Source organism: Mesorhizobium sp. M1328 (assembly GCF_040318075.1).
Lineage (GTDB): Bacteria > Pseudomonadota > Alphaproteobacteria > Rhizobiales > Rhizobiaceae > Mesorhizobium.
Window position 1 is genome coordinate 1 of sequence record NZ_JAMYLO010000007.1, and the last position, 13,439, is coordinate 13,439.

15 protein-coding genes are annotated in these 13,439 nt (G+C 60.8%); 12 read left to right on the top strand and 3 right to left on the bottom strand.

What is annotated here, in order from left to right; translation table 11 throughout:
• Positions 1–1,139 (top strand): porin (locus tag NKH23_RS15185; RefSeq protein WP_353035015.1); only part of this gene is annotated, 1,139 nt, incomplete at its 5' end.
• A 268-nt stretch (positions 1,140–1,407) separates the two neighbouring features.
• Here the strand turns inward: NKH23_RS15185 and NKH23_RS15190 are convergent.
• Positions 1,408–3,060 (bottom strand): tetratricopeptide repeat-containing sulfotransferase family protein, encoded by a 1,653-nt coding sequence (locus NKH23_RS15190; protein WP_353016340.1) that lies wholly within the window; start codon positions 3,058–3,060, stop codon positions 1,408–1,410.
• Positions 3,061–3,123: 63 nt separating this feature from the next.
• The gene (locus tag NKH23_RS15195; protein ID WP_353035018.1) at positions 3,124–4,776 is read right to left on the bottom strand and encodes a tetratricopeptide repeat-containing sulfotransferase family protein; all 1,653 of its coding nucleotides are present in this window, start codon (positions 4,774–4,776) and stop codon (positions 3,124–3,126) included.
• Positions 4,777–4,897: 121 nt separating this feature from the next.
• Here NKH23_RS15195 and NKH23_RS15200 point away from each other — a divergent pair, with 121 nt between their 5' ends.
• Positions 4,898–6,004: a pyridoxal phosphate-dependent aminotransferase gene (locus tag NKH23_RS15200; protein ID WP_352914609.1), complete on the top strand. Its 1,107-nt coding sequence runs from the start codon at positions 4,898–4,900 to the stop codon at positions 6,002–6,004.
• A gap of 32 nt (positions 6,005–6,036) precedes the next feature.
• Here the strand turns inward: NKH23_RS15200 and NKH23_RS15205 are convergent, their stop codons facing one another.
• The gene (locus NKH23_RS15205) at positions 6,037–6,537 is read right to left on the bottom strand and encodes a MarR family winged helix-turn-helix transcriptional regulator (RefSeq protein WP_352914606.1); all 501 of its coding nucleotides are present in this window, start codon (positions 6,535–6,537) and stop codon (positions 6,037–6,039) included.
• Positions 6,538–6,736: 199 nt separating this feature from the next.
• Between NKH23_RS15205 and NKH23_RS15210 the strand changes: the two genes are divergently transcribed.
• The 10 genes from NKH23_RS15210 (at position 6,737) to NKH23_RS15255 (ending at position 13,358) form a co-directional block, all read left to right on the top strand.
• Entirely contained in the window at positions 6,737–7,015 is a 279-nt protein-coding gene (locus tag NKH23_RS15210) for an acylphosphatase (RefSeq protein ID WP_352914603.1), read from the top strand.
• A 149-nt stretch (positions 7,016–7,164) separates the two neighbouring features.
• Complete coding sequence (locus tag NKH23_RS15215) at positions 7,165–7,827, top strand: TetR/AcrR family transcriptional regulator (RefSeq protein ID WP_352717448.1); 663 nt, start codon at positions 7,165–7,167, stop codon at positions 7,825–7,827.
• 48 nt (positions 7,828–7,875) lie between these two features.
• Positions 7,876–9,039, top strand: a complete 1,164-nt coding sequence (locus NKH23_RS15220) for an isovaleryl-CoA dehydrogenase (RefSeq protein ID WP_352717446.1) — start codon at positions 7,876–7,878, stop codon at positions 9,037–9,039.
• A gap of 82 nt (positions 9,040–9,121) precedes the next feature.
• A complete protein-coding gene (locus NKH23_RS15225; protein WP_352914601.1) occupies positions 9,122–9,514 on the top strand; it encodes an AbrB/MazE/SpoVT family DNA-binding domain-containing protein in 393 nt (130 codons plus the stop codon).
• The gene (locus NKH23_RS15230; RefSeq protein ID WP_352665924.1) at positions 9,511–9,894 is read left to right on the top strand and encodes a type II toxin-antitoxin system VapC family toxin; all 384 of its coding nucleotides are present in this window, start codon (positions 9,511–9,513) and stop codon (positions 9,892–9,894) included. The genes NKH23_RS15225 and NKH23_RS15230 overlap by 4 nt, the downstream gene beginning before the upstream one ends.
• Positions 9,895–9,898: 4 nt before the next feature.
• Complete coding sequence (locus NKH23_RS15235; protein WP_352717443.1) at positions 9,899–11,506, top strand: carboxyl transferase domain-containing protein; 1,608 nt, start codon at positions 9,899–9,901, stop codon at positions 11,504–11,506.
• A gap of 1 nt (position 11,507) precedes the next feature.
• Positions 11,508–12,038 carry an O-acetyl-ADP-ribose deacetylase gene (locus tag NKH23_RS15240; protein ID WP_352717441.1) on the top strand — a complete coding sequence of 177 codons (531 nt, stop codon included), beginning with the start codon at positions 11,508–11,510 and terminating at the stop codon, positions 12,036–12,038.
• Positions 12,039–12,243: 205 nt separating this feature from the next.
• Positions 12,244–12,528, top strand: a complete 285-nt coding sequence (locus NKH23_RS15245) for a hypothetical protein (RefSeq protein ID WP_352717440.1) — start codon at positions 12,244–12,246, stop codon at positions 12,526–12,528.
• Between the two features lie 42 nt (positions 12,529–12,570).
• On the top strand, positions 12,571–12,939 hold the full coding sequence (locus NKH23_RS15250; RefSeq protein ID WP_352717439.1) for a hypothetical protein: 369 nt from the start codon (positions 12,571–12,573) through the stop codon (positions 12,937–12,939).
• A 44-nt stretch (positions 12,940–12,983) separates the two neighbouring features.
• The gene (locus tag NKH23_RS15255) at positions 12,984–13,358 is read left to right on the top strand and encodes a hypothetical protein (protein ID WP_352717438.1); all 375 of its coding nucleotides are present in this window, start codon (positions 12,984–12,986) and stop codon (positions 13,356–13,358) included.
• Positions 13,359–13,439: the final 81 nt, after the last annotated feature.

A 13,439-nucleotide genomic window follows, 5' to 3' on the forward strand; every position in this document is an offset into this window, starting at 1 on the left:
GCCTTCTTCTCGGCTCCGCTGCGGCACTGATCGCAGTTTCCGGTGCGCGCGCCGCCGACGCCGTCGTCGTCGCCGAGCCGGAACCCGCTGAATACGTCAAGATTTGCGACGTCTACGGCGCTGGCTACTTCTACATCCCCGGCACCGAAACCTGCCTGCGCATCGGCGGCTACGTCCGCTATGACATCGGCATCGGTGACGTCGGCTCATTCGACGGTGCAAAGACCACCGATCAGCAGGACGGCGACTCGCAGGATACCTACTACAAGCACGCCCGCTTCACGCTGAAGACCTGGACCGGCCAGGAAACCGAGCTCGGCACCTTGAAGACCTACACCGAGACCCGCTTCAACTGGGGTAACCACAACGATTACCTTGATGACAACTTCAATGGCGGTACGAGCGTTTCGCTGAACTTTGCCTGGGTCCAGCTTGGTGGTCTCCGCGTCGGTAAGGACGAATCGGCCTTCGATACCTTCATCGGCTACGCCGGCAACGTCATCCAGGATACGCTGGTCCCCTACGGCGGCTTCGACACCAACGTCGTCCAGTATTACTTCGATGCCGGAAACGGCTTCTCGGCCGTGGCTTCGTTGGAAACCGGTTCGGGCAGTGCCGCTGCGGATCCTGGCATTTTCCAAGACAGCAACAGCGGCAATGATTCCATCGACAGCTATGTCCCGTATGTCGTCGGCGGTATCAAATACACGCAGGGCTGGGGCTCGATCACCGGTGTCGCCGCCTATGACAGCACCTGGGAAGAGTGGGCCGGCAAGGTTCGCGTCGACGTTACGCCGATACAGAACCTGACACTGTTCCTCATGGCCGGTTACGGTTCGGACGACAACATCGACCGCAACTTCTACAAGCAGTGGGGCGGCAACTGGGCAGTCTGGGGTGGTGGCACCTACACCATCAACGAGAAGACCTCGTTCAACCTCCAGGCGTCGGTTGACGACGACAAGAACTACGGCGTCGCCGCGAACGTCGCCTACGATATCGTTCCCGGCTTCACGATCACCGCCGAAGTCGATTGGGCCCACGACGGTCAGTTTGATAAAGCCTACGATCGCAACTGGACCAATGCCGACGACAAGGACAGCATCGGCGGCATGCTCCGCTTCCAGCGCTCATTCTGACAATCCGAGCCTGACTGAAATCCAAACCCGGCGGGCAACCGCCGGGTTTTTGCATCGGGGAACGCAGCTATCAACTCTCGATGCAAAAATGCGGCTGCGGCTGAAGACCGATCGCAGGGCTGGGCGATTGCGATGCTCGCTGTGCCCGCTTGTTCAGACGTGCAAGAAATAAAAACGTTGTTCCGATCTGAAGGGCTGGCCTACAGGGTCGACGGATCTCGGCAGCAAGTCACGGTCAGCCTCGGCCTGTCGAACGCAACCCACTTCTTCAAAGTTCGGCCAAATCGCCCAAGGCGTCAATCAGCGGCTGGATTGTGCTCTCATATTTTTTCCAGCGCTTGACGGATGAGCTATAGATCGGCTGCCGCACCTGCCAGCGACTGAGCGTGTTGACCGAACCGCCCTTGTCGAAAAAGCGCAGGCAGGCATCGTCCCAGGGCAATCCAAGATGATCGATGAGACGGCGGGATTGAGCCTCCTGATCCGCAACCAGCGTCTCGTAGCGACTTTCGAACATACGTCCCGGAAAAATCTTATCCCAATGTCGCATCAGGCGATCATATTCACGGTAGTACACCCCGAGAGTCTTAAGGTCGGCGTTGTAGCCATGCTCCTTGTTGAACCTCAAGACGAAGCACGAGACGCAATTGTCAACGGCATCGCGCCGGCAATGAATGATGCGCGCGTTGGGAAAGAGAATTCCGATCAAGCCGACAACCTCGAAATTATGAGGCATCTTGTCGACTATGCGGAGCGCGCCTGGCGCGTGTTGACGCAGATAGGACAGATATTCCTCGGCCAGCGCCCTCGACTGATCCCGCGTCATCGACATGATCGAACTGCGCAAGGCCTCATCCGGCTGCGTTCTGAAACCCATCAAGCCCGCCATTCGACGCAGCTTCGTGAGTTCCCCGGCGCCATGGACATCCGGATGGCTCGCGCAGATCTGCTCCGTCAGCGTCGTCCCCGACCTGGGCATGCCCAGCACAAACACAGGCACTTCGGACGGACTACCGTGGCCAACCTTGGCTTCCAGCATTGACGGGCTGAATATCTCGATCATGGAATCGATTCTGCGGCGGAAGGACTCCAGATCGAAAGCATCGCCAGCGGCCTTTTTTGCCTTCTGGAAGTGATCCATCGCCTCATCATAGCGCTCGAGATCGTTCAGCACTTTGCCAGCGGCATGATGGAGTTGAGATGCAACATCCGGGTTGAGCTTGGGATTGGAGAGTTCACGCAGGATAGAACCGAGTTCCTCAGGCTTTCCGGTGAACTTGCGCGTGTTGACCAGGCTGTCGTAGGCCGCACCAAGATCGACGCGACGTTCTATTGCCTGATCGAGATAGGCTCTGGCTTCGTCCATGCGGCCGAGGCTGGTGAGCGCACCAGCCAGACCAATCCGGACCATGGGATGGTCGCCGTTGATCTTTAGCGCCTTCTCGTAAAGGGGCAAAGCCATCTCGGCCTTGTCGAAGTTGACGTAGGCACGCGCCAGTCCGCAAAGCGCTTCCACCAGATCGGGCTTCAATTCGCAGGCGCGCTGCAGGTGCCTGATCGCAAGCAAGCTGTCGCCAAGCTTCAGACCGACCTCTCCCAGGCTGAGGTGGAAATACGGATTTTGAGGCGTCTGGCTTACTGCCCGCGCAAAATATTTGAGAGCCAACTCGTCGTCGATACCGAGCCCCAACGTACCGAGGATGTATAGCGAAAGCGGGTGGTTGGGCGTGCGGGCGAGAACGCGATGGCATAATTCCTCCGCCTCCGGGAGCCGCTTGGCTTGCTGAAGTTCGAGCGCCTGCCGCAGCAGCATGTCGTCAGCTTGCGCGCGCGACGGCGATTTCACTTTCGACGGCTGCACTTTCGGCGCCGAACGGGACTTTATGTGTTTGGACCAAGCGGGCGGCAGTCGGTTGCTCATTATGTCTCGCTAGCAAAATGGTCTGGGAGAATCCAGCCAGACCGTTGCCGCCGGCCGTGGAACTCAGGCACCGGCGAGATCGCCGAGCGATTGGATCAGCGGCTGGATTGCGCTCTCATAGTTTTTCCAGCGCTTGACAGATGAACTGTAGATCGGCTGCCGGACTTGCCAGCGACTGGCCGTGTTGACCGATCCCTCCTTGTCGAAGAACCGCAGGCAGGCATCGTCCCAGGGCAATCCAAGATAATCGATCAGACGGCGCGATTGTGCCTCCTGATCCGCAACCAGCGTCTCGTAGCGGTTTTCGAAGATGCGTCCCGGAAAAACCTTGTCCCAATGTCGCATCAGGCGATCATATTCACGGTAGTACAGCCCGAGCGTCTGCAGGTCGGCGATGTAGCTGTGTCCCTTGGAGAAATTCTGGAAAAAACACGAGAGGCAATTGTCGATGGCGTCGCGGCGACAGTGAATAATCCGCGCGTCGGGAAAGAGAAGGCCTATTAGACCGATCAGTTCGAAGTTCTGGGGCATTTTGTCGACGACGCGAAGTGCGGTCGGCGCACGCTCACGAAGGTATGACAAATGCTCCTCGGCCAACCTTTTGGACACGTCAGGGGTGATCGGCACAATCGATTGGCCCAAGGCTCGTGACGGAACCTTCGTGAGGCCGATAACATTTGCGGCTCGCCTTAGCTTGCTCAGTTCTCCTGCGCCATGAACATCCGGGTGGCTCGCGCAAATCTGTTCGGTCAGGGTGGTCCCCGACCGGGGCATGCCCAGTACAAACACGGGCACTTCCGATGGGCTTCCATAACCCGCCTTGGCAGCCACCATGTCCGGGTTGAAGAGCTCGATCGTGGAGTCGACCCAGCGGCGATAGGCTTCCAGATCAAACTTGTAGCCTGTGGCCTGCTTGCCTTTCTTGAAATGATCTATCGCGTCTTCATAGCGCCCAAGGTCGTTCAGCACCTTGCCGGCAGCGTGATGAAGTCTCATCGCACTTTCGGGGTCAAGCTTTGGGTAGCCCAGTTCGCGCAGGATGGACTTAAGTTCGGCCGGCTCTTCGGTGAATTTGCGCGTATGCACAAGCTCGTTATAGGCAGCGGGCATCGCGATGCGACGTTCGATCGCTTCTTTCAGATAGACTTCGGCTTCGTCCACGCGACCGAGTCCGGTGAGTGCGCTGGCCAGCCCCGTCCGAACGCGAGGATGATCGGGGTTGATCTTGAGCGCTTTCTCGTAAACCGGCACAGCCATGTCAGCCTTGTCGAATTCCACGTAAGCGCGTCCCAATGCGCAAAGCGCTTCCAGCAAATCGGGCTTCAACTTCAAAGCTTGCTGAATATGCCTGATTGCGGGCGAATATTCGCTGACTTTTAGATAAACTTCACCCAGACTAAGGTGATAAAAGGGGTTTTGAGGCTCCTCGCCGACGGCGCGGGCCAAATATCGCAGGGCCATTTCATCGTCGAGCCCGATGAATAGCGTGCCCATGATATACAAAGCCAAGGGACGGTTGGGCGTGCGCTCCAGCACGCGACGGCACAGTTCCTCAGCCTCGGCCAACCGCTTGGCCTGCTGCAAGCCATACGCCTGTTTCAGCAGCGCATCGTCGGCCTGCACGCGCGTCAATGGTTTCGCCTTCGGCGGTTGCACGTTCGGCGCCGAACGGGATCTTATGTGCTTGGACCAGGCGGGCGGCAGTCGGTTGCTCATCATGTCTCGCTAGCAAAATGATCCGGTAGAACCCAGCCTGACCATTGCCGCTGGCCATGGAACTTGCGCAGGCCAAGCCAGCAGGCTAGCAAGAAGGCCCCTTTTCGAACGAGCCTTTGCCATGCGCCCTCCCCTTACGCCGCTCGTCGATGCGCTTCCCTCTACAGTGCCGTTTGTCGGCCCGGAGGCGCAGGAGCGCGACCGCGGCCGCGCCTTTCGCGCCCGCATCGGCGCCAATGAGAGCAGCTTTGGCCCTTCGCCGCGCGTCGTTGCCCGCATGGCCGAGATTGCCGGCGACATGTGGATGTATTGCGACCCCGACAATCACGATTTGAAGGTAGCCGTAGCCCGGCATCTCGGCGTCGGCGCCGAAAATGTTGTCATCGGCGAAGGCATAGACGGGCTGCTCAGCCTGGTTGCGCGCATGTATGTGGCGCCCGGCGACGCGGTGGTGACCTCGCGCGGCGCCTATCCGACCTTCAACTTTCATGTTGCCGGCGTCGGCGGCCGGCTGGTCGCGGTGCCCTACGAGAACGACCGGGAAAACCTCGACGGCCTGCTGGGGGCAGTGGCCAGCGAAAAGGCGCCACTGGTCTACCTGTCCAATCCGGACAATCCGATGGGCAGCTGGTGGGAAGCCGCCGAGATCAGCCGCTTCATCGAAGCCTTGCCGGAGACCACAATGCTGGTGCTCGACGAGGCCTATGGCGAATTGGGGCCAGCCTCAGCGCTGCCGCCGATCGATGTGGCGCGGCCGAACGTCATCCGCATGCGCACCTTCTCCAAGGCCTATGGGCTGGCCGGCATACGCTGCGGCTATGCGGTGGCCGAGGCCCAGGTGATTAGGGACTTCGAGAAGATCCGCAACCACTATGGCGTCAGCCGCATGGCGCAGATCGCCGGCGTCGAGGCGCTTGCCGATCAGGCCTGGCTGGAGAGCGTGGTGGCGCGGGTCGCCGCCGGCCGCCGGCGCATTGCCGCAATAGCCGAGGCGAACGGGCTGAAGCCGCTGGCTTCGGCGACCAATTTCGTCACCATAGACTGCGGCCGCGACGGCGCTTTCGCACTAAAAGTGCTGCAGGCGCTGTTGTCACGCGACGTGTTCATCCGCAAGCCGATGGTGCCGGTGCTCGACCGCTGCATCCGGGTCAGCGTCGGCCTCGACCACGAGCTCGACATCTTTGCCGAGGAACTGCCTGGCGCACTGGCAGCAGCGCGGGGGAACTGAACAGCGCAACGCCGGGACCCCAGTGCTGCCCGCTATTTCTCCCCGAGCAGGCGCATGACGCGCTTCAAGGCGTCCGATAATTCGGCAGCCGCTTCATCGGCGAGCCCGCCCGTCAGCCGCGCGAGGTCGCGATCCGCCGCAGCCTGAAGCCTGGCGAGCTCCCCACTTCCGCGAGCGGTCAGCGACAGGATGCGTCTGCGCCGATCGGCTGGGTCAGTGCGCATCTCGGTCAGGCCAGCGGCGGCGAACCTCCTCAGGACGCGTACGACATACGCCGGATCGAGCCGGAGCTCGGCAGCGATTTCGGAGGCTGCCGGTCCGAGATCGAGGTGGAATGCCCGCGCAAGAAACCCTGCCTCACCGCCGCTATTGGCGGCAGCATGGGATCGGCGGCCCAATTCGAACAGCAGCCGCGCCTCGCCTAGCGTATAGGCGCTGTGCGTCAAGGTCTGGTCGAGCAGACCGATCAGCCGCGTGTAAAAGCGATTGAAGCCGCGGATCTCCGCGACAAGGGCATTCCGATCGGCCGGCATGTCGACCTCCTTCGGGCTGATCGCTCCGTAAGGACCATGATCGCCTATTATTTGACTTAGTCAATCATTCGATGGAGACGCCGCCCATCTCGCACGTGAAGCTGGCGGATCGCGATCGGCAGAGAGACCTTCGATGCACGCGGCGCGGTTGAATTTGCAAGACGCTGCGCCAGACTCGACTCAAAAGATGGAGAGCGCGATGGACGACCGGACGGTGCAGGTACGCATATACGGCAAGGTGCAAGGCGTCAGCTACCGGGTCTGGGCGCGGCGCGAGGCGTCGGCGCTTGGCCTTGCCGGGTGGGTGCGCAACGAAGTTGACGGCTCGGTGACAGCTTTGATTGCAGGGACGGGTGCGGCGGTCTCGACAATGATCGAACGGCTTTGGCAAGGGCCGCCAGGGGCAGCGGTTTCGAAGGTCGATGTCGAGGAGATCGAGGCTCGCGATATGTCCGCGGGTTTCAGGATTGTTGCCTAGCAAGGCATGATCCTGCTCATTCGCTTCTATCGCACAAAATCTCCAAGATGCAGATAGAGCAAACCTGAAGCCATTGCCCTGCCCGGACATACCTCGGCCCTTGAATTAATTGAACGTTTGTTTTATTGTCCGCGAAAAGGCGGCTTGTCATGGCGCGTACGACCGGTTCCGACGGAGAGAAGACCGAAGCTGCGGTCCGCGAGGCGGCGGTCAGCCTGATTGCGCGTCTCGGCTACGAGGCGATGTCGATGCGCCAGCTGGCGGCCGAGGTTGGCGTCCAGGCAGCGGCGCTTTACCGCTATTTCCCGACCAAGCAGGACCTCCTGTTCACGCTGATGCGCGAGCATATGGAAGGCTTGATCGAGACGTGGCGCGCAACAAGCCCTGTCGGCGCCGATCCGGCAGCGCGGCTCGCCGCCTATGTCGAAAACCACATCGCCTTCCATGTCGAACGCCGCCATTCCACCCATGTCTCGAACATGGAGCTGCGCAGCCTGTCGCACGAAAAACTAACGCAGATCCTGCGCATGCGCGCGGCCTACGAGAAGGAGCTGCGCGCTATCCTGCGCGACGGCGTCGAAGCGGGCTTGTTCAGTATCGAAGACACGGGGCTCACCGCCATGGCGTTGATCCAGATGATGACCGGCGTCATCGTCTGGTTCCGGCCGGGCGAACGGCTGTCGATCGCCGAAGTCACCGCTACATATCTAGCAATGACATTGCGCCTTGTTGGAGCAAAGAACGACGGCGCGTCAACGAGCTACGACGCCGCGCGTCTATTCGGGCGCGCAAAGGACGTTCTAGCAACTTGATTTCGCGCACGATCCCGATTTTCGGGATCGTGCGCCGGGAGGAACGGCATGTACACGCATACGCTCAACTTCGGGCTTGACGAAGACATCGAGGCACTGCGCGACCTGGTGCGGCGCTTTGCCCAGGAAAAGATCGCACCGATCGCCGCCGAAATCGACCGCTCGAACGAATTCCCGGCACATCTGTGGGCGGAGCTCGGCGGGCTTGGCCTGCTCGGCATCACCGCCGATCCCGATTTCGGTGGCAGCGGCATGGGCTACCTCGCCCATGTTGTCGCGATGGAGGAGATTTCGCGCGTCTCCGCCTCGGTCGGCCTCTCCTACGGTGCCCATTCCAACCTCTGCGTCAACCAGATCAACCGCTGGGCAACGCAGGCGCAGAAGGAAAAATATCTGCCTTCGCTCTGCAGCGGCGAAAAGGTCGGCGCACTGGCGATGTCGGAATCGGGTGCCGGCTCCGATGTGGTGTCGCTTCGCCTGCGCGCCGAAAAACGCAACGATCGCTATGTACTCAACGGCACCAAAATGTGGATCACCAACGGGCCGGATGCCGAGACGCTGGTCGTCTACGCCAAGACCGATCCGGAACTCAATTCGCGCGGCATTACCGCTTTCATCGTCGAAAAGGCCTTTGCCGGTTTTTCCGTGGCGCAAAAGCTCGACAAGCTCGGCATGCGCGGCTCGAACACCGGCGAGCTGGTGTTCGAGAATGTCGAAGTGCCGTTCGACAACGTGCTGCACGAGGAAGGGCGCGGCGTCGAGGTGCTGATGTCGGGCCTCGACTACGAACGCGCCGTGCTGGCCGGCGGCCCGATCGGGCTGATGGCGGCGTGCCTCGACGTGGCGATACCTTACGTGCATGAACGCAAGCAGTTCGGCCAGCCGATCGGCGAATTCCAGTTGGTGCAAGGCAAGCTCGCCGACATGTATGCGACGATGAACGCGGCGCGTGCTTACGTCTATGCCGTAGCCGCCGCCTGCGATCGCGGTGAGACGGCCCGCAAGGATGCTGCCGGCTGTATTCTCTTCGCCGCCGAAAAGGCGACGCTGATGGCGCTCGACGCCATCCAGCTTTTGGGTGGCAACGGCTACATCAACGACTACCCGACCGGCCGGCTGCTGCGCGACGCCAAGCTCTACGAGATCGGCGCCGGCACCAGCGAAATCCGTCGCTGGCTGATCGGGCGGGAAATCATGGCGGAGAGCGCCTGATGGCATCTTTTTAAGATTTTGCCAGAAGCCGCAAGATGTGGCATACCTCGGAATATGTGCCACAATACAGGCGAGACGGACCATGGCGGGCAAAACGGGAAAGTCCGGACTTGAAGAAGACCCGCAAGCACAGTTCGATGCCGGCGCTCGCCAACCACAGCTTCGGGTTCCGGCGAAACGCGAGCGTGTCAAGCTTGGCGAGGGCGGGCGCTTCGTCATCCCTGCCGCGATGCGCGAGGAGATGGGCGTGAAGCCTGGCGAGGACATGATCCTTCATGTCGAAAGCGGCGAGCTGCGGGTAAGATCGTGGCTGCAGAATCTGCGACGGGTCCAGGCCGAATTGTCAGCGCTGAAACAGCCCGGTGAAAGCGTGGTCGACGAATTTTTGAAGGAGCGGCGGGAAGAGCAGCGTCGAAGCGACAAGCGTCTCGACCGGCTTCACGCCGAAGGGACAACGGGAAAGCGGGCGAAATGAAGCCCTACGTCATGGACAGCTCGGCGGCGCTCGCAATCCTGCTCAACGAGCAAGGCACCGACAATGCTTTGGGGTTCGCGCCGGACGCACAATGCAGTTCAATCAATGCGGCCGAAATCATCGCCAAGCTGATCGACAAGGGACGCAGCATGGAACAGGCCGCGGACGACCTCGCCAGTCTCGGCATGCCGATCGCCGTTTTCGACGACGCGATGGGCATCGCGGCCGGGCAGCTTCGCCAATTGACGCGGCATCGCGGCTTGTCGCTGGGCGATCGGGCCTGCCTCGCACTGGCAATTCGCGAGAACGCTATTGCCGTCACCGCCGATCGCGATTGGGGCGACCTCGATGTCGGCTGCAAAATCGAGCTGATCCGGTAGCGCCATGGCCCCCCTCACCTCGCAGATCTCGCCCGCCTCCGATATCTTCCGCGCCAATGCCGAGCGCATGCGGGCGCTGGTCGCCGACATCGCTGAAAAAGCCGCCGCCATCGAGCGCGGTGGCTCGGAAGAGGCGCGTGAGCGGCACGTCTCTCGCGGCAAGCTCCTGCCGCGGCAACGCCTCGCGCAATTGCTCGATACGGGCTCGCCGCTCCTCGAAATTGGCCAGTTCGCCGCTTGGTCGATGTATGGCGAGGACATCCCTTCCGCCGGCCTCATCGCCGGCATCGGCCGGGTCGAAGGCACCGAAGTGATGGTCGTCGTCAACGACGCCACGGTGAAGGGCGGCACCTATTATCCGCTGACCGTGAAGAAGCATCTGCGTGCACAGGAGATCGCGCTACAGAACAATCTGCCTTGCGTCTATCTGGTCGACAGCGGCGGCGCCAATCTGCCCAACCAGGACGAGGTGTTTCCCGACCGCGATCATTTCGGCCGCATCTTCTACAACCAGGCCAACATGTCGGCCGCCGGCATTCCGCAGATCGCCTGCGTCATGGGTTCGTGCACGGCCGGCGGCGCCTATGTGCCTGCGATGTCGGACGAGACAATCATGGTGCGCAACCAGGCAACCATCTTTCTCGGCGGGCCGCCGCTGGTGAAGGCGGCCACCGGCGAGGACGTCACCGCCGAGGACCTCGGTGGCGCCGACGTGCACACAAGGCTTTCCGGCGTTGCCGACCACTATGCGCTCGACGACGAGCATGCGCTGGCCATATGCCGGCGGATCGTCAAAAACCTGAATCGGAACAAAATTGTAAGCCTGGCCCTGAAGAAATCGATTCCGCCGCTTCACGATCCACATGAACTCTACGGCATCGTACCGACGGATCTGCGCCAGCCTTACGACGTGCGCGAGGTGATCGCCCGAATCGTCGACGGCTCCGAGTTCGATGAGTTCAAGCAGAATTACGGCACCACGCTGGTCACCGGTTTCGCCCACCTCAGCGGCATGCCGGTCGGCATCGTCGCCAACAATGGCGTGCTGTTTTCGGAAAGCGCGCTGAAGGGCGCGCACTTCATCGAACTGTGCTGCCAGCGCAGGGTGCCGCTGATTTTCCTACAGAACATCACCGGTTTCATGGTCGGGCGAAAATACGAGGCCGGCGGCATCGCCAAGGACGGCGCCAAGCTGGTGATGGCGGTCGCCACCGCCAAGGTGCCGAAAGTAACGATGATCATCGGCGGCTCGTTCGGCGCCGGCAATTACGGCATGTGCGGACGCGCCTATTCACCACGCTTCCTGTGGATGTGGCCGAATGCCCGCATTTCGGTGATGGGCGGCGAGCAGGCGGCAACGGTGCTGGCCGTCGTCAAGCGCGAAGGCATCGAGCGCAAGGGCGGCGAATGGAGCGCCGAGGAGGAAGCGAAATTCAAGAAGCCAATCCTGATGAAGTACGAGCACGAAGGCCACCCGCTCTATTCGTCGGCAAGGCTCTGGGACGACGGCATCATCGACCCGGCCAAGACCCGCGAGGTGCTGGCGCTCAGCCTTTCGGCCGCGCTCAACGCCGAGATCGAGGAGACACGCTTCGGCGTGTTCAGGATGTGAGATGAGCGAAACCGGCCCGAGGATTCGCATTCAAACCGGCGACATAACGAAGCTGGCGGTCGATGCCATCGTCAACGCCGCCAACACCTCGCTTCTCGGCGGCGGTGGCGTGGACGGCGCCATTCACCGCGCGGCCGGCCCCGAGCTTCTGGCCGAATGCCGGATGCTGAATGGCTGCAAGGTCGGAGACGCAAAAATCACCAAGGGCTACAAGCTGCCCGCGCGCTACATCATCCATACGGTCGGGCCGGTCTGGCAAGGCGGCAGCAAAGGAGAAGCCGAACTGCTCGCCTCCTGCTATCGCCGGTCGCTCGAAATCGCCGCCGCAAAGGACTGCCGGACGGTGGCGTTTCCAGCGATCTCGACCGGCGTCTACCGCTATCCAAAGGACCAGGCGACGCAAATTGCCGTCGGTACCGTGAGTGCCTTCATCGGCCAGAACGTCGTTCCGGAAGCCGTCATTTTCTGCTGCTTCGACGAGCCGACGGCCGAACTGTATCAGTGGGTCGTTGCCGCACTCGGCAGGGTGTGATCCTGCGCAGGCGACAACCCACCACATCTCCCGACTATTTTTTGCTTCTTGATCTGGCCAGACGAAAGAATCACGGCTATTGATCATCGCAAATACCAATGGGGATTGGGCGAAGATGAGGCGGCGGGTTTTTCAGAGAACAACTGTGCATATACTTGCGGGGTTGCTTATATTAGCGACGCCTGGCGTCGGTGCAGCGGAGTCGTTGGCGGGAAGCAAGGGCGAGACCCGTTTCTATCCCTATTTGCCGCAGAACCCGAAGGATGAATGTACCAGGGCCTACAAGGCCTATGTAGCGGCCGGCGGCCATTCAGCCTATGCAACCACTCCGTATTCCCGGGTGCGTTCGCTGTACATCATCTGCGGCTCGCGCTTGAATGCACCGTCACAGCAAGCTGCCGAAGAGTTGGCGTTGAAATCCTGTCAGGCCACCCGCAACAGTTACAGGGTTACAACAGGTGGGGGCTGCGAAATCGCCGCCTCTAAATAAGCGAATATCTACAGTGTTGGGGTTTTTCAAATGGGTTGGGCAATGAAATCTTTATCCATCAGGCGAACAGCCATATCGGTACTTGCACTGCTCGTGGCCTCTGGACCGAATGTTGGCGCCGCCGAATCGCTGGCGGGAAGCAAGGGCGACAGCCGTTTTCCGGTCTATTTTGCACCGGGTACAATCGGAGGCTGCGGCAAAAATTACAAGGACTACGTGGCGGCTGGCGGTCACTCGGCCTATGCGATGACGCCATTCAACTGGGCAACCGAATTCACTATTTGCGGTGCTTATCTGAATGCACCATCCCAGAAGGCTGCTGAAGCACTGGCGTTGAAGTCCTGCCAGTCCGCGCGCAGCAAGTACAAGGTCACGACTGCAGGGGCATGCGCCATAGCTGCCTCCAAATAGGCCGACACTCGGCGGCCTTCGACGTTTCCAATGGATGGGAAAAAATGAAGTCTATCAGCGTCAAACAAGCAGTCCTCTCGCTAATAGCTGGGTTGCTTCTAATCTCGAGCCCCAGTGTCGGCGCTGCGGAATCGCTGGCTGGAAGCAAGGGCGACGTCCGCTTCTACCCGTATTTTCCGGCAACCGCGGATCGGCCATGCACCAAGGCATATAAGGCCTATGTGGCGGCCAGCGGCCATTCAGCTTATGCGACCACTCCGTATTCCCGGGTGCGTTCGTTGTACATCCTGTGCGGCTCACGCTTGAATGCGCCGTCGCAAAAGGCTGCCGAGGATATGGCGATGAAATCCTGCCAGGCCACCCGCAACCGTTACAAGGTCACAACCGGGGGAGCTTGCGAAATCGCGGCCTCAAAGTAGGCAGGCCTCGCTTGCCTACCCTTTGACCGCCAGACTACAAAGCAGGACATCGCCGCAGCTCGCGTAGAGAGAATTCGCGCC

Coding starts and splice junctions, on each gene's coding strand:
- NKH23_RS15235 (WP_352717443.1), top strand. CDS start 9,899: ATGGCCCCCCTCACCTCGCAGATCTCGCCCGCCTCCGATATCTTCCGC.
- NKH23_RS15200 (WP_352914609.1), top strand. CDS start 4,898: ATGCGCCCTCCCCTTACGCCGCTCGTCGATGCGCTTCCCTCTACAGTG.
- NKH23_RS15195 (WP_353035018.1), bottom strand. CDS start 4,776: ATGAGCAACCGACTGCCGCCCGCCTGGTCCAAGCACATAAGATCCCGT.
- NKH23_RS15220 (WP_352717446.1), top strand. CDS start 7,876: ATGTACACGCATACGCTCAACTTCGGGCTTGACGAAGACATCGAGGCA.
- NKH23_RS15230 (WP_352665924.1), top strand. CDS start 9,511: ATGAAGCCCTACGTCATGGACAGCTCGGCGGCGCTCGCAATCCTGCTC.
- NKH23_RS15225 (WP_352914601.1), top strand. CDS start 9,122: ATGGCGGGCAAAACGGGAAAGTCCGGACTTGAAGAAGACCCGCAAGCA.
- NKH23_RS15240 (WP_352717441.1), top strand. CDS start 11,508: ATGAGCGAAACCGGCCCGAGGATTCGCATTCAAACCGGCGACATAACG.
- NKH23_RS15250 (WP_352717439.1), top strand. CDS start 12,571: ATGAAATCTTTATCCATCAGGCGAACAGCCATATCGGTACTTGCACTG.
- NKH23_RS15210 (WP_352914603.1), top strand. CDS start 6,737: ATGGACGACCGGACGGTGCAGGTACGCATATACGGCAAGGTGCAAGGC.
- NKH23_RS15215 (WP_352717448.1), top strand. CDS start 7,165: ATGGCGCGTACGACCGGTTCCGACGGAGAGAAGACCGAAGCTGCGGTC.
- NKH23_RS15205 (WP_352914606.1), bottom strand. CDS start 6,537: ATGCCGGCCGATCGGAATGCCCTTGTCGCGGAGATCCGCGGCTTCAAT.
- NKH23_RS15255 (WP_352717438.1), top strand. CDS start 12,984: ATGAAGTCTATCAGCGTCAAACAAGCAGTCCTCTCGCTAATAGCTGGG.
- NKH23_RS15190 (WP_353016340.1), bottom strand. CDS start 3,060: ATGAGCAACCGACTGCCGCCCGCTTGGTCCAAACACATAAAGTCCCGT.